We start from the raw sequence: 14,622 nt of genomic DNA on the forward strand, positions 1-14,622 counted from the left end.
GATGTGTCTTTTTGTGTTCCTAAAAATAATATCCATAAGAGTGTGAAGTTTACAATAGTAATCTGATCATTGAACATCTAGTATTAAATATAGTGAAATGACACATTTGGCGGATAAAGCGAAGTACGGGTTATTTATATTATGCGGGGTGAAATCATGGGTATGTTTGAAAAAGCAAGAGAATTTGTATATCGCAATGCAAGACCGCTCGATATAGCAAGATGGCAATATCATTTTGAAAATGGAAGTAAAGAAGCCATAATTAATACCCTTTCATTTTACCAAAACAAAGATGGCGGTTTTGGTCATGCTCTCGAAGCTGATTCATGGAACCCAAATTCTTCGCCAATACAGACATGGAATGCAACCGAGATTTTACGAGAGATCGGATTTGTCGATACATTGCATCCGATTATTCAAGGTATTCTCAAATATCTTGCAAATGAGAAGGATTTCAACGGTCAGTTCTGGTATAACACAGTCAGAAGCAATAACGATTATCCTCATGCTCCGTGGTGGCATACCGAGAGCGACAGTACCTGCCACAATGACTACAACCCAACCGCTTGTCTTGCTGGGTTTATCGTCCGTTTTGCCGAAAAGGAAAGTGAGCTGTATCAGCTTGGTTGCCGCATTGTGAAGGAGGCATACGAACAGATGATAGTCGGTGAACGGGAAAACGACATGCATACAACTGCCTGTTATATCAGCATGATGGAGTATTGCAAAGAGGCTCACGCTGACGTTATTGACCTTGTATCCCTTGAAAGCAAATTGCGTAAGGTAGTTTCGGCAAGCATCACGAAGGATACAGCACAGTGGGAACACGGATACATCTGTAAGCCCTCGCAGTTTATATGTAGTAAGGACAGCGTTTTCTATCCCGACAACAAGGAAATTGTGGACTTCGAGTGCGACTTTATTGCGAAAACTCAGCTTGAGGACGGCTCATGGAATATTCCCTGGAGTTGGTCGGACTACCCAGAGCAATGGGCTGTCAGTAAAAATTGGTGGAGGAGCAACGGCGTCCTTGTTAATATACTTTTCCTCAAAAGTGTTAAATGAAAACTTATGCATTTTATTGGATTATTGTGAAGTAGACATTTGATAACAAACAATGTTAGCACAAAGGGAGTGTCTGCATACTCCCTATTTTTCGCCGTTACTTATGGTAGGGTTCACCGCAAATGATCTCAAACTATCCTGCCGGTTACTTCAACAAAGAAAAAGGATCGTCTGTCTGCTCGACAGTCGGTGATCCTATTTAAGTAACGTTCCTCGTTAGCGCAATGACTTGTCAAACAACCCATATGAGTAACGTTCCCGAATTCACGAACCCTCACCGGCTTAAGTGAGCGTAGCGAACGGGGCGTAAGACTTAGCCGATGAGGATTGTCAGTTGAATCCTCGAAAAACATCCCGCGGACCGAGGGCCATATGGCCCGATGCGTGAATGCTGTTAGGCGATGCCGCTTCTTCTTCGAATAACTCACAAAATAATTAGTGTATTATTGTATATTTGTTTCATAAGATCTCGTCCATAAATTCTAACTCTCTGTGAGTTGGTTTGGATCCCCCAATAAATATCACCGATTGCCATCTTAATACAGCAAATTTCTATTTGTGCCTTTTTGTCCTTTAGTACTTCAAGTCCATAGCCTTTGAAAAAAGCCTTCATTGCAATATCGTTGTCAGAAAAATATCTTTCAAATAAAATAGAGAAGTTGTCAACATCTATGCCCCATAACATATTTTCGAAATCAATCATTCCGACGAAATTACCATTCTCGCTAACTAACCAATTACCAGGCGTAGAATCCCAACTAATAGGAACAGGCTTTGTATGTTCAAAAACTCCTACATTCTGAAGTGCCCATTCTACTAGTTCAAATTCCGAAGATTCTAACAAACTTTCCCGTACACATTTATTGGAAATATCTTCAATGGATTGATAGACATAGTTAACTGGATCTTTATGATGATACAGCTCAATAGGATTACCATCTTTATCAGGACGGCCAAACCATTCACCAGTTTGCGAGTTGTGTAATAATCTTGTTAGTTCTCCAACCTTGCAATAAGCATCTTGAACAGCTTTCAAATCTAATACTGCTTCTCGCATGATCGTACCATCGATAGAAGTGATCAATATTGCTTGCCAACCGTCACCTTCAAAAACCTTGATCAATTCCGGTACATATGGTCTCAAATGGTAAATCAAGTTATTATAAGCGTATACTTCTGGGTGCCATCTTTCCTTTCTAGTAAAGGTCTTTAAGTAGTAATATTTATTGTCATCGTTTGAAAGAAGCTTCCAAACACCCGTTCTCAAACTCTTGGGCCTATAATTAGAAATGATTTGGAATGGTCCAATGACATCTTGAACGAATCCATGCAGTTCAAATTCAAATGGGTATATCTCTAATCGCTCCATGATTTCACCCTCTTATTTATTCTGCTATATTTATTTCAAAATCAATAAGCGGTTTCGCCTAACGTCTTATTTACGAACTTCGTAAATAACACCATATGAGAATATTCGCGAAATTATTGAGCTATCCTGCCCTTTAGTGGAACAGCGGCGGATTTCTAAATGGGATCCGCCACTGTTAAAAAACTAAAAGAATCGTCGATATAGTTCTCTCCGACGTTCGCCGCGGAGCTGTGCGTAGATTTGAGTGGTCGATGCTTTCTCGTGACCGAGCATACCTTGGATGAAATCTAATGGAGCACCGTTATCAAGGAGCCGGCATGCATAAGTATGTCGAAAGCGATGCGGGTATACGTTCGCTTCAATTTCTCCACGATCTGCAAGCCGTTTTAAGGCCCATCTGATCGTAGGTATGGCCATTCGTTTTGTTGGATTCGTATCGGTAACAAATAAGGCTTTACAGGAGTCCTCACGGCTGGACAGGTACTTCTTTAACCATACTTTGCACTCTGTCGTAAAGTAAACTTCTCTTTGCTTTGATCCCTTGCCATTAACGATTGCTGAGCAGTTCTCCCAGTTAAGATCCTCGATGTTGATCTTTTCCACCTCCCCAACCCGGCAACCAGTGCTGTAGAGAAACTCAAGCAGCGCTCTTTCCCTGAGTGACTGACAAGAGATCTTTAAGTGTATGACGTCTTCCTCAATTAAAAACTTAGGAATGCGCTTATCTATTTTTGGTTCTCTCAGTTTTAGAGAAGGATTTGAAGTCAGATACGTCTCTTCATAAGCGTAACGGAAAAGAGAACGAACAAACCTAATTCGATGACCCAGGCTGCTTGGCTTCAAACGATCAGCCTGTTTTGCCAAGTAATCCTTCAGCGTGGTTAACGTTACTTCAGTAATATCGAGATTGCCAAGCTCTTGCATCAACATTTTGTGCTGAAGGGCGTATGCTTTTAATGTTCTCGTACTGAATCCTTGAATGCGCTTGTCAGCTTCATACAACCTCCACAATTCACTTAAGTTCATAACAAAACCTCCCCTTTAGAAGCTATTAAATCTAGTTTGCTTCTAAGGAGAGGTTTTAATAATCTGCAAGCCGTGTTGAACTAGCGTTTCTCGTTAGCGCAATGATTGATCGACCGAGGGGCGAATACCCGAGGATGAAGAGCATTATAGTCTAAATCTCCGAAGTGCTGATCACTATTTTTATGTGCTAAAAAAAAGCTTACCTCCATAAAAAACAGCCATCAATGCTACAAGAACACTCAATCCTAATAACTCGGAAAATTCGACCATGATACTAACCAAGTCCATCCCAACCACCAAGATGAATTTCCCAATTAAATAATGCTTGGAACAGCAGCAGCATCATCTCAGTAGGTTTTGATTCACTCTACAGGGGCCTATTTCCACCGCTTCATGGCCGTGAAGCGCCAAGCATACGTTTCTTTCTCCGCCTGGTACATCCATTTCTCTTTAACGGTGTACGGCTTTCCAGTCTTCGGTGTAACCAGCGTTTCTTCAGTCACGTATATTTTGACGATTTTGGCAGATACGGTTTCCGTATGGTCAATGCTATAGGATAGTCCAAATTGTTCCTTAGTACCGGAAGCATACATCGCTGCAGCGAAACTGCGCTGCTGCTTGTCAATGGCGCTGCCGGGCTTCAACATACTGTTGAGATAATTGATGCTCTTTTCATTGACAGCATCACTCATGGAGTAGTAATAAGTTCTAAGCATCATATTGACGTAAATGTTCCAGTTCTTACTAAGGTTCATTTTTGAATTAAATACCGTTCCTATGTATTGAAAGTTTGGGTCATACACATAACCCGTTCCCGGATTCACCAGATACCTGGTAGAAGGCGAGACGGAGGTGTCAGGCACAAGCTGGCCGTGAGTGGATTTAACCAGGGGATACAGCCCAAACTCAGTGTTTCCTCTGACATAATTGCCGGTATCCTGCAGCGCAAAATTTGCCGGAATGGTCTTTAGAATCCGCTGTTTCAACAAGGTAACAATGGCTTTAGGCTCCAGTGGTGGGTCATGTTTGTCGGAGAGTAGATTATCTTCATAGGCACCGTTCAGAATATTGTACATGGTTCCCTCTTCGGGATTGATAAAATAATTACTGCCTTCGCCCAAGTATTCTCCATCTGTCACCACATCTTGAATATGATAACCTCCATATTTATCCATGCCGGTGTAATCGTATAGTCCATCTAAATCATTTGCTTTCAGCCGTACCAGGCGCACTGCTTCCTGGATCGTAAGTTTGTGAGGATCACGTTTTTGTTCCGCCAGAGCTGAGGAAATTACCGAAACGTTCAGTGACACCACGCTTCCATCCGGCATAACAGCTTGGATGACGGAAGTGCCTGTTTTTGTTGCCTGGAGCCTCAAAAAGGATTTTCCTTGCTTTGCAATAGTTAAACTGTTCCCGTTCAGCTTCAGTATGGCCTGATCCGCCAGTTGACCATCCTTCACAAAAATACCGCAGAATAAAGAAAAATAGCCATGATCCATATACGGATCATTAAGTACGAATTCCATGCCATTGTCTGGCAGGAAAGAGCACCTGTCCGCCTGTTTTACTGACTTGGCGGAAGCGGCACCTAGCGATGATTGAAATCCAGCTCCAAAAATAAGAAACAGGGAGAAGAGCAAGCCAATTCTTAACCTCATAGAGTACCAACTTTCCTATAATAGAGTAAATTCGTTCTGATCTTCTCACACCGTGGATAAACCTTAATACTGGAAATAGAATCAACCTAAAATTGGAGTATTGATTACCGTTAACGTAACGATGTAACGATTTACCTATTTAAGTCTAACGATGTTCCCCAAGAGGTTTTAATTGATGGTTTGGTCTGTAAAGCCAGGGGCAGTACGAAATTTTCTTCATCAAACTCTATGGTCAGACATTCATAGTTAACTTCTTGCTTTATATGAATCGTGCTGATATTTTCTAAGTAGTATTTGCTTATTTCTTCAGTTTTAAAATAAATTCTTAACTGGCCACTTCGGCTTGCTTCTCCAAACTCGAATACAGCCTTTATATTATTCCTAACTATTTGAAATGATACTGTTGTATATTGCCATGGAATAGCGTCATCACTAAGCTTTGCATCACATTCAAATAGGTATTCTAATTCATACAGTTCAGGAGTTTTCATTGCTGGCCCCCACAATCAATCTTCTTTAATGTTCACTCAATAATACCACATATTGGAACTATCCTGCCCGTTAGCTTAAAAGGCTACCGATCTGCCGGCAGCCTTCTGTCTTTACGCTATAGATCTGATTGTTGAGCTATCGTTTCCCGTTAAGTCGTTTAAACCGACTTTTGTGTCGTACATTTTGGCGCATTGAAAGTGTAATAGAGTTGTTATACGTTTATTGAAAACATCCTGACAAAGGCATTAAAAAAAGTGTGCCCCGATTACCGGCGGGCACACTTTTATTCTTTTCATACAGCCGGCATCCCGGCACCGCGGCATGTATCATCCCCAAACGCCCACCAGAGTCAGTATCATTTCCACGGTACCCTGAATAGGCTGTTGTAATTAATTGAATAATGGAGGTATCCCACATGACCTTTGGGAATGAATATCCAAACAGCCAGGCTTATCCATCCGCATATCCTTATTCCTCCCGTTCCACCCCCTACCCTTACTCTCATTACTATCATCTGGTCCGCTCAGACAGCAGCCCGGCAGCACAGCCGTCAGACAGCCAATCCGCAACACAAGAACTGATGAGCGGGCATTTGAACGCAGGCGTGAGCAGCGGGCCAGGGATTCATGCAGATACCGGAGGAGAAGTAGGCGGCAAACACGGCATTGGCTTAAATGCTGGCGGGAATGTTGACTATGGCAGCGCGGGTATGCATGCAGGCGGCCACATCGGCGCTCCATCGTATGGAATCCAGGCGCAAGGCAATACCCATCTGAACAGCAGCCAGGGTCTGGGGCTGAGTGCAGAAGCTCAGGCCCTAGGGAAGTACGGAGTCGCCGCTCAGGCCAAAACCCAGCTGGGTGGGGGTCAAGGCGCAGGTTTTCACACGGGGGCGCAAGCCGGTGGAGCCTACGGTCTGAGTGCGGATGCCGAAGGACATCTGGGCTTCAGTCAAGGCGCAGGGCTTCAAACCCATTTGCAGCTCGGTGGTGATCATGGTCTCGGCGCCCATGCCAAGGCACAACTCGGCGGCGGTCAAGGTGCAGGCTTAGGGGTTGCCGGTCAGGTAGGCAAATATAATGGACAGTTAGGCTTTAAGATTGGCGGCAAAGACGCTGGCACCAAGGAGTCTACGGAGTCCCAGGAATAAGTCAGCATAGTAAAACTCCTCGTTAGGTTGCAGGAGGGGGCGGTCAGCCCCCCCTCTGACACCGCCGAACATGCAAGTATACCTGTTATGGGACAAGCAGTACATTAGATTTAACTTCAATGGTCCGGTGCAGGAAAAAATCATTTCACGGAAAAAAGGACCGCCAGCAGGCAGTCCTTGCATGTTTCACTTATGACCTAACCACCCGGCTGATAAGCAGATGCTCAGTCAGTTTTGAGTTGCAGGCTAATACTCTCTTAGCGGTTCAGCAGGCTTCCGACATATTTCAGCAGCTCGTTGGCGCAGATCGGGCAATAGGAATGTTCATCGATCAGGCGTCTGGAAACCTCGTTGATGCGCTTCAGCTGGCTTTCATCCGGCGTTTTGGAGGAGGTGGTGATTTTGACAATATCCTTCAGATCGGTGAACAGCTTCTTCTCGATGGCTTCCCGCAGCCGGTCATGGTTGTTGTATTCGAACTTTTTGCCTTTACGGGAGTAAGCGGAAATACGGATCAGAATCTCCTCGCGGAAGGCTTTTTTGGCATTTTCGGAAATGCCGATCTGCTCTTCTATGGAGCGCATCAGCCGCTCATCCGGCTCCATCTCCTCATCCGTGAGCGGATCGCGGATTTTGGTCCAGTTGCAGAAGGCTTCAATATTGTCGAGGTAATTCTCGAACAGCGTTTTGGCGGATTCCTCAAAAGAGTAGACAAAAGCCTTTTGCACTTCGCTTTTGGCCAGAATGTCATATTCCTTACGGGCAATGGAAATGAAGTTCAGATAACGCTCGCGCTCCTCCTTCGTAATCGAAGGATGCTGATCCAGGCCGTCCTTGATTGCCCGCAGCACATCCAGCGCGTTCATGCACTGTAAATCGCCTTTGATCAAAGCACTGGAAATCCGGTTGATGACATACCGCGGATCAATGCCGGACATGCCTTCGTCCAGATATTCGGTCTGCATTTCCTTGAGATCGGCTTCCTTGTAGCCTTCCACTTCTTCGCCGTCGTACATGCGCAGCTTTTTGATCAGGTCCATGCCCTGCTTCTTACTCTCCTTGAGGCGGGTCAGAATCGAGAAAATCGCCGCCGCGCGCAGCGCATGAGGGGCAATATGCACATGCTTCATGTCGCTTTGGGCAATGAGTTTGGCGTAGATTTTTTCTTCTTCAGACACTCTCAGGTTATAAGGGACGGGCATAACAATCATGCGGGACTGAAGCGCCTCGTTCTTTTTATTCGAGATGAAGGATTTATATTCCGTTTCATTCGTGTGCGCGATGATCATCTCATCGGCAGAGATCAACGCGAAGCGGCCGGCTTTGAAGTTCCCTTCCTGAGTCAGTGACAGCAGGTTCCAGAGGAATTTCTCGTCGCACTTGAGCATTTCCTGGAACTCCATTAGCCCGCGGTTGGCCTTGTTCAGCTCCCCGTCGAAGCGGTAGGCGCGCGGATCGGATTCCGAACCGTATTCAGTAATGGTCGAAAAGTCGATGCTGCCCGTCAAGTCGGCGATATCCTGCGATTTCGGATCGGACGGACTGAAGGTCCCGATACCGACACGCTCCTCTTCCGACAACAGCACACGCACTACCTTAACCCGTTCAATGTCGCCATGATATTCATTTTTGAGCCGCATCTGACAGGACGGGCACAGGTTGCCTTCGATTCGCACCCCCAGCTCCCGCTCGATCTCCGGACGAAGCTCCAACGGAATCAAATGCAGCGGATCTTCGTGCATCGGGCAGCCTTCCACGGCATACACTGCGCCTTCATCCGTCCGCGAATACTGCTCCAGCCCGCGCTTTAGCAGAGTAACCAGTGTCGACTTGCCCCCGCTGACCGGTCCCATCAGCAGCAATATCCGTTTGCGCACATCCAGCCGCCGGGCGGCAGAATGGAAATACTCCTCCACGAGCTTCTCAACCGCACGATCGAGTCCAAAGATCTCCTGTTCAAAAAACTTATACCGTTTGCGTCCGTTGATATCCTCTACACCGTGTGACTTGATCATGTCGTATACGCGGGAATGAGCCGTTTTCGCGGGAGAGGGATCTTTTTTCAGCAGTTCTATATACTCCTTGAAGGTGCCGCTCCACGCCAAACGGTCGTTCTCAGCCCGATACGAAGCTATACGCTCAAATATATCCATTGCTCGCTGCCTCCTCTTGCGCTCCTACTTGCTCCACCAGCTTAGAAAGTGTATTACATAACTATGCGGCGGGCCCGGAATAGTTGACCTCTTTTTTGCTGTGCTATAATAGAGAATCGTTAATAAACCAGGAAAATGCATATTCCTGTAAAATGGGGCGCAGGAGTGACAACTATGGCGGTTAAGCATGAAACGGAGCTGTATGCTCCGTTGAAGAGTTTTTTTGAGAAGCAGGGGTATGCCATCAAAGGCGAGGTGCGGACCTGCGATCTGGTGGGCCTGCGGGAGGATGAGGAGCTGCCACTGATTGTGGAGATGAAAAAATCATTCAACCTCGCCCTGCTGCTGCAGGGGGTTGAACGACTCCGGCTCAGTCCCAATGTCTACCTTGCGGTAGAACGCGTGCGGGACAAAAAAGGCGCGGTGAACCAGCGCTGGGGCGAGCTTACCGGGCTATGCCGCCGCCTCGGCCTCGGGCTGATCACCGTGGTCTTCTACAAGACCAAGGCTCCGCTGGTCGAGGTGCTCGCGGAGCCGGGCGACGCGCCGCCGCAGGTCCGCAGCGGCGCACGCCGGCGCGAGCGGCTGCTCTATGAGTTCCGCGAGCGCAGCGGGGACTACAACACCGGCGGCAGCACGCGCGTCAAGCTCGTGACAGCCTACCGCGAGAAGGCGCTGCGCGTGGCCCTCGCGCTGCAGGCGGCCGAGGCCGAAGCAGCTCACGCGGCCGGCCTCGCCGGGGCAAGGCGCGCTGCGCGGAGCGGCGCGCCAGGGGCAGACCCGGCGGCTGCGCACAGCCGGGCGGAGGCACCGCTCGGCGTGACCCCCGCCGAGCTGCGCAAGAGAAGCGGCGTGCCGGGCGCCGCCGCGTTCCTGCAGAAGAACTACTACGGGTGGTTCTTCCGGGTGGGGCGCGGCCGCTACACGCTCACGGCCGCCGGAACCGCGGCATTGATCGAATATGCCGCGATCGCAGAGATCAGCGCGGGCAAGCTGTAAGTCTGCCCACTTTTGCAGGGAAAATGCGTGCCTCTAAGCACGCCAAAACAAAAAGGCGTCTGATCAGGATCGCCTTTTTGTTTTGGGCAGCGGAAGCGCTCTCCCGCTTTATTCTTTTGTCCAGGCTTACTGAATTTCCAGTTGCAGCACACCTACATTCCCAGCCTGTACGCCACTCCTTTACGCACAGGCAGCAGGGAATTCACCTCATCCCAGGTGCCTATGGCAGTTCCATATCCCTCGACCATCTGCAAAAGCTGGTACAAGCAATGACATCCCTATTCCCAGCTTCCCCCAATCAGCTCCGGGCCGTAAACTCGGTCACTGCCTCGCTCATCAGATTCATGCCCAGCAGCAGCTCATCCCGTCCGGGATGGCTGAAGTTGAGACGGATATATCCGTGCCCCCCACTGACACTGCACAGCGGGCCGGGCAGAAAGGCCACGCCTTTAGCCAGCGAAGCCTTCAGGAGTGCCATCGCATCCAAGCCCTCCGGCAGCGTCACCCACAGGAACATGCCGCCAGCAGGCAGATCATAGCTGCTGCTCTTCCATGCAGGACGCTTGAGCAGCTCCGCCATCAGCTTCAGACGGGTGTTGTATTCGCGGTTCAACAGTGTAATATGCTCGCGCAGGTCAAAAGCGGTCACATCCAGCAGATGATGCAGCAGCCGCTGGTTCAGCGAGCTGGACTGCCAATCGGCCATTTGCTTCGCGGCAGCCATCATTCCGATCAGCTCACGGCTGCCTGCCGCCCAGCCCGTCCGCAGGGCAGGTGCAACGGTCTTGCTGAAGGAGCCAATGTAGAGCACATGGCCACCCTCACTGACATTCTCAAGCGCGTACAGCGACGGATACTTCACTGAAGGATGTTCGCTATACCTCTGAAAATGAAGATCACCATAAGAATCATCCTCAACGATTAGCAGGTTATGAGAGGTACACAACTCCAGCACTTCCTTGCGTCTGGCCAGGCTCCATAACATTCCGCTCGGATTCGTAAAGCTCGGCGTAGCGAACAGCATCTTAGGCCGATGCAGGCGGATTTGTGTCCGCAGATGCTCCGGCAGCAGCCCGTCCCGGTCACCACGGACTGGAATAATCACCGCACCCTGCATCCGCAATACCTGCAGAATTCCCGGAGATGTCGGGTTCTCCACCAGTACGCGGTCTCCCGGATCAATATAGACCCTGGACAACAGATCAATCGCTTGTTGGCTTCCCGTTGTCAGAAGAACTCCGCCTTCGGCAACACTCACACCCTTAGCCTTCAGCCAGTCTCCGGTTAACCATTCACGAAGCGGTGCATACCCTTCAGGATCGCCATATTGCAGCGCTCCAGCATCATCCGAGATCACTGTGGAAGCTGCTTCGGCCAGCAGAGACAATGGAAACAATTCTTCGGCCGGCAGTTCTTCGGCCAGTGAAATCAACGTACCCCTGCGTGTCTCTGTACGAATGCTCAGCAGTGGTGATGAGTTCAATGTATGTGCGCGGGCAGAAAACTCATATTTCATATGCTCCCCCCTTCTCCCTGGTACCAAGAATATTCCTTCCGGGCCTGCAATATGTCGTCATGCTTGGGTTATGCGTACATTTGCTTGTTTTGTCTGGAGAAAAGAGCGAACTTCTCAATCGCCTGTGCTCTTGTAGAGACCTCCAGCTTCACATATATTTTCCTCAAATAATTATCAATCGAACGGCGGCTGACTTCAATTTCAAGAGCAATTTTATCGTATGTAATTCCCTGAACAATCCGTTCCATGATGAACGTCTCCGTCTGGGTCAGCTGTAGCAGCCCATCCAGACCCCGGGATGTTGTCATCGGCCGAAGCCCTTTCTCCACCCAGTTCAGCGGAATGGAGAGAAATCCTTCACGCAGCCCGCCTATCATTTGCAGCAGTTGCCTTGGAGAAGCCCCCTTGGACAACACGCCGCTGGCACCCAGCTCCATGAGCGGCTGGAACAGGTCGCTGTCCTCTTCCTCCGTCATGATAATGAAATGGGTGCCTTTCGAGCTCTGCTTCATCTCTACCAGCGCACCCTCGACCTTGCCCTCCGGCATTTCATAATCGGTCAGCACCAAATCCGGCTGCTGTTGTTGTACTGTGTAGACAGCCTCGTTCCATGTGGAGAACATGCCCACAACCTCAATCTCTTGTTCTTCCTCCAAAATTAATTTTGTTCCCAGCATACTTGTGGGATGACACCCCACGATGACCACCCGCCACACCTTCATCATTAATGCCCAGTCCTCCTGCTAACTATATATATTTACCCAGAAAGGGAAGCGCCATAGCGTTTCCTGTCGGTACGTAAGCAAGGCTACCTGATGTCTTATCAATATTCCCTTCTTTTCCCTTGAATACGCCCCTCATAACTTCCAATCTATAGAAATTGTATCGCAGTAGTTTAATAGAGTGCAATTACTTTTTCATGTTTTCATAAGCCTTTTCACTTTTGCGAAAATAGTAAAAGTCTGATAGAATAAGAACTTAAAAAAAATTTGCCTGAGGTGATCACATGCAACCGCTAGCGGAATCGACGCCGATACACTCGCGCTCTACTGCAGCGAGAAGCCGATCTTCCGTAAAATGGTTTTTACTGTTCTGGATTTTGATGATCGGACTCGGATTTTACGCCGTGTACAGCTACACCAACCATCTTAAGGAACAAGTGCTGAGCGAACTCGGCACCCAAAGCCAGCAACAGCTTACCGTTTTGAAGACCGATTACGAGTCGCGAATTGACGTTATATCCCAGCAAGTAAAGGATTTGCAGAACACTGTGCAGACCTTTAACGAACTTCTTACCTTCACCAAAGATAATGCCAACAACAAAACAGATAACAGCAACAAGCTGTACACCCAGTTGAACGAGGTGCGCAAACAACTGGCTGCACTGCAAAAAGAAATGGATCTGTTGAAATGATGACACCGGTTAAACGAGTTAACCGTTTTTTCATGCTTCTGACCGCGCCATTTTTCGGCTTGCTCCTCTGTTTATGGTGGTATCAGCCACCTCTTGAACTGAACCTGGGTACAGGAAAGTTCACTGCGGAACCCGGACCCGTCAAGGAAACGGCCGCGCTGCTGACTGATTTAACCGCCGCTCAAGCATCGGCCTCAACTACCATACATTCCATCGGTGCCAGTGCGAAGCTGTATAATCAGACTACAAATGCCATGAATGCGCTGGTTCACATGGCCAAGTCCCAAACCCCGCGGCCGGAACAAATCTACAACCGCCGGATTACCTCCAGGCTGGGGATTCCTGCCGATGTCGTGCAAAGCAACCGGATTACGATTGAACTCTACCGGCTGAACCCCGGCAACTATACAGCCTACGCTTTAAAAGTAAAACTTAAAGACCCTACCGCCATGAAAATGAGTCTGGCCGGTGACGGCAAAGGCGCAGCAGAAACGACAATGCAGGCCGTGAACCGCTATGGTGCGACTGCCGGCATCAACGCCGGAGGCTTTGCTGACCAGGACGGCAAGCGCTACCCGCTCTCCACAACGGTCGTCGGCGGTCAGTACTTATACGGCTTCGAATCCAGCTATAAGGATCTCAGCTTTGTGGGTCTGAACGCATCCGGCCAGCTGATCGGCGGCCAATTCTATAGCCGGACCCAGCTGGACCAATTGCGTCCGGTCTTCGGCGCCACTTTTGTCCCGGTCCTGCTGAAGAACAGCACCAAGATGCCCATTCCATCCAAATGGCAGTTGTCTCCCAAACGTGCCCCCCGCACGGTTATTGGCAAGTATAAGGATGACCAGATGCTGATCATGGTAGCTGACGGCTATAATGAAAATGGCAACTCCGGAGCGACTCTGGCGGAGCTTCAGAACAAGCTATGGAGCATGGGCGTCATTGATGCCTACAATCTGGATGGCGGCGGATCCTCCTCGCTGATTTTCAATGGACGGGTCATTAACCGGCCGTCGGATGGAAACCTGCGCAAGGTTCCTACTAACTTCCTCTTCTTTAGATAAATATTATGTAATGTCAATGAGGCAGATCACATTTACGTTTATTTTTGGAAGACTGGGGGTTATAATTAGGAAAACGAATACAGTCACTCACGGAGGTGCACGCATGTCGTTTTCTCTGACTTTCTGGATTATCACCCTTGTGTTCCTGTTGTTTCTTGCCGGTATCCTTACTGCTTCGTACAACGATGACAAGACCAATGGCCTGTAAAAAAAAGCGCCGCACAAATGTGCGGCGCTTTTTTTGGGGGAACAATCCCTTCTATCCCTTAGGGACGGTCAGGGTCCTTGGTCAGTACAGCAGTCGCCGCTTGGCTGCAGCCCACTTTTGAAGCAACGTCTGGAGTGGGTGTTCCCGCAAGAGGCGCAATTTGATGCCTTTTCTATGTACATGTTGCCTCTTGCACATTCTACTGAAATGTCCGTTCTGATCTAGGCGTGTCTTGGCAATTGGGTCATTTCCGTCAGGCAATCAGCACAAATATAACGATCCTTATATTCGCTTACGCCTTCCATTGATCCGCAAAAGACACATTTGGGACGGTAACGCTCCAGAATGATATGGTCGCCTTGCACCAGGATTTCTACAGGATCACCTTCATTCATTTGATACCTTTTACGCAGGGACTTAGGCAGAACAATTCTACCCAGCTGATCTACTTTTCGAACTACGCCAGCAGGTTTCATATCTAACTTACACTCTCCTGTTCAACTAA

At 48.4% G+C, this 14,622-nt stretch carries 13 protein-coding genes; 5 read left to right on the forward strand and 8 right to left on the reverse strand.

Annotated elements, in window-relative coordinates; all coding sequences use genetic code 11:
- Positions 1-141 precede the first annotated feature (141 nt).
- A complete protein-coding gene (locus tag A3842_RS25000) occupies positions 142-1,065 on the forward strand; it encodes a hypothetical protein (RefSeq protein WP_074103107.1) in 924 nt (307 codons plus the stop codon).
- Between the two features lie 424 nt (positions 1,066-1,489).
- Here the strand turns inward: A3842_RS25000 and A3842_RS25005 are convergent, their stop codons facing one another.
- The 4 genes from A3842_RS25005 to A3842_RS25020 all read right to left on the reverse strand — a co-directional run bounded on the left by A3842_RS25005 (position 1,490) and on the right by A3842_RS25020 (position 5,612).
- Positions 1,490-2,434, reverse strand: coding sequence for an aminoglycoside phosphotransferase family protein (locus A3842_RS25005; protein ID WP_074103108.1), 945 nt, complete (start codon positions 2,432-2,434; stop codon positions 1,490-1,492).
- A 183-nt stretch (positions 2,435-2,617) separates the two neighbouring features.
- Positions 2,618-3,460, reverse strand: a complete 843-nt coding sequence (locus A3842_RS25010) for a tyrosine-type recombinase/integrase (protein ID WP_074103109.1) — start codon at positions 3,458-3,460, stop codon at positions 2,618-2,620.
- 377 nt (positions 3,461-3,837) lie between these two features.
- A complete protein-coding gene (locus A3842_RS25015) occupies positions 3,838-4,989 on the reverse strand; it encodes a TcaA NTF2-like domain-containing protein (protein ID WP_143186366.1) in 1,152 nt (383 codons plus the stop codon).
- Positions 4,990-5,252: 263 nt separating this feature from the next.
- A complete protein-coding gene (locus A3842_RS25020) occupies positions 5,253-5,612 on the reverse strand; it encodes a hypothetical protein (protein WP_074103111.1) in 360 nt (119 codons plus the stop codon).
- A gap of 416 nt (positions 5,613-6,028) precedes the next feature.
- Between A3842_RS25020 and A3842_RS25025 the strand changes: the two genes are divergently transcribed.
- Entirely contained in the window at positions 6,029-6,763 is a 735-nt protein-coding gene (locus tag A3842_RS25025) for a hypothetical protein (protein WP_074084617.1), read from the forward strand.
- 257 nt (positions 6,764-7,020) lie between these two features.
- On the opposite strand, the gene A3842_RS25030 is transcribed toward A3842_RS25025, so the two are convergent.
- A complete protein-coding gene (locus A3842_RS25030; protein ID WP_074103112.1) occupies positions 7,021-8,916 on the reverse strand; it encodes a PrkA family serine protein kinase in 1,896 nt (631 codons plus the stop codon).
- A gap of 174 nt (positions 8,917-9,090) precedes the next feature.
- Between A3842_RS25030 and A3842_RS25035 the strand changes: the two genes are divergently transcribed.
- On the forward strand, positions 9,091-9,915 hold the full coding sequence (locus A3842_RS25035; protein WP_074103113.1) for a DUF2161 family putative PD-(D/E)XK-type phosphodiesterase: 825 nt from the start codon (positions 9,091-9,093) through the stop codon (positions 9,913-9,915).
- Between the two features lie 298 nt (positions 9,916-10,213).
- Here A3842_RS25035 and A3842_RS25040 read toward each other — a convergent pair whose 3' ends face one another.
- Positions 10,214-11,431: an aminotransferase-like domain-containing protein gene (locus tag A3842_RS25040; protein WP_074084620.1), complete on the reverse strand. Its 1,218-nt coding sequence runs from the start codon at positions 11,429-11,431 to the stop codon at positions 10,214-10,216.
- Between the two features lie 68 nt (positions 11,432-11,499).
- Positions 11,500-12,156 (reverse strand): response regulator transcription factor, encoded by a 657-nt coding sequence (locus A3842_RS25045; RefSeq protein ID WP_074084621.1) that lies wholly within the window; start codon positions 12,154-12,156, stop codon positions 11,500-11,502.
- 281 nt (positions 12,157-12,437) lie between these two features.
- Between A3842_RS25045 and A3842_RS25050 the strand changes: the two genes are divergently transcribed.
- Entirely contained in the window at positions 12,438-12,845 is a 408-nt protein-coding gene (locus A3842_RS25050; protein WP_074084622.1) for a hypothetical protein, read from the forward strand.
- Entirely contained in the window at positions 12,842-13,909 is a 1,068-nt protein-coding gene (locus tag A3842_RS25055) for a phosphodiester glycosidase family protein (RefSeq protein WP_074103114.1), read from the forward strand. Before A3842_RS25050 ends, A3842_RS25055 begins: the two co-directional genes overlap by 4 nt.
- A 429-nt stretch (positions 13,910-14,338) precedes the next feature.
- Here A3842_RS25055 and A3842_RS25060 read toward each other — a convergent pair whose 3' ends face one another.
- Positions 14,339-14,593 carry an AbrB/MazE/SpoVT family DNA-binding domain-containing protein gene (locus A3842_RS25060; RefSeq protein WP_025706451.1) on the reverse strand — a complete coding sequence of 85 codons (255 nt, stop codon included), beginning with the start codon at positions 14,591-14,593 and terminating at the stop codon, positions 14,339-14,341.
- Between the last annotated feature and the right edge of the window lie 29 nt (positions 14,594-14,622).

It is taken from the genome of Paenibacillus sp. P3E (assembly GCF_001909045.1).
Lineage (GTDB): Bacteria > Bacillota > Bacilli > Paenibacillales > Paenibacillaceae > Paenibacillus_AQ > Paenibacillus_AQ helianthi.

Excerpts from the sequence above, each read along its gene's own strand:
- A3842_RS25000 (WP_074103107.1), top strand. The coding sequence starts at position 142 with ATGCGGGGTGAAATCATGGGTATGTTTGAAAAAGCAAGAGAATTTGTA.
- A3842_RS25005 (WP_074103108.1), bottom strand. The coding sequence starts at position 2,434 with ATGGAGCGATTAGAGATATACCCATTTGAATTTGAACTGCATGGATTC.
- A3842_RS25010 (WP_074103109.1), bottom strand. The coding sequence starts at position 3,460 with ATGAACTTAAGTGAATTGTGGAGGTTGTATGAAGCTGACAAGCGCATT.
- A3842_RS25015 (WP_143186366.1), bottom strand. The coding sequence starts at position 4,989 with ATGGAATTCGTACTTAATGATCCGTATATGGATCATGGCTATTTTTCT.
- A3842_RS25020 (WP_074103111.1), bottom strand. The coding sequence starts at position 5,612 with ATGAAAACTCCTGAACTGTATGAATTAGAATACCTATTTGAATGTGAT.
- A3842_RS25025 (WP_074084617.1), top strand. The coding sequence starts at position 6,029 with ATGACCTTTGGGAATGAATATCCAAACAGCCAGGCTTATCCATCCGCA.
- A3842_RS25030 (WP_074103112.1), bottom strand. The coding sequence starts at position 8,916 with ATGGATATATTTGAGCGTATAGCTTCGTATCGGGCTGAGAACGACCGT.
- A3842_RS25035 (WP_074103113.1), top strand. The coding sequence starts at position 9,091 with ATGGCGGTTAAGCATGAAACGGAGCTGTATGCTCCGTTGAAGAGTTTT.
- A3842_RS25040 (WP_074084620.1), bottom strand. The coding sequence starts at position 11,431 with ATGAAATATGAGTTTTCTGCCCGCGCACATACATTGAACTCATCACCA.
- A3842_RS25045 (WP_074084621.1), bottom strand. The coding sequence starts at position 12,156 with ATGATGAAGGTGTGGCGGGTGGTCATCGTGGGGTGTCATCCCACAAGT.
- A3842_RS25050 (WP_074084622.1), top strand. The coding sequence starts at position 12,438 with ATGCAACCGCTAGCGGAATCGACGCCGATACACTCGCGCTCTACTGCA.
- A3842_RS25055 (WP_074103114.1), top strand. The coding sequence starts at position 12,842 with ATGATGACACCGGTTAAACGAGTTAACCGTTTTTTCATGCTTCTGACC.
- A3842_RS25060 (WP_025706451.1), bottom strand. The coding sequence starts at position 14,593 with ATGAAACCTGCTGGCGTAGTTCGAAAAGTAGATCAGCTGGGTAGAATT.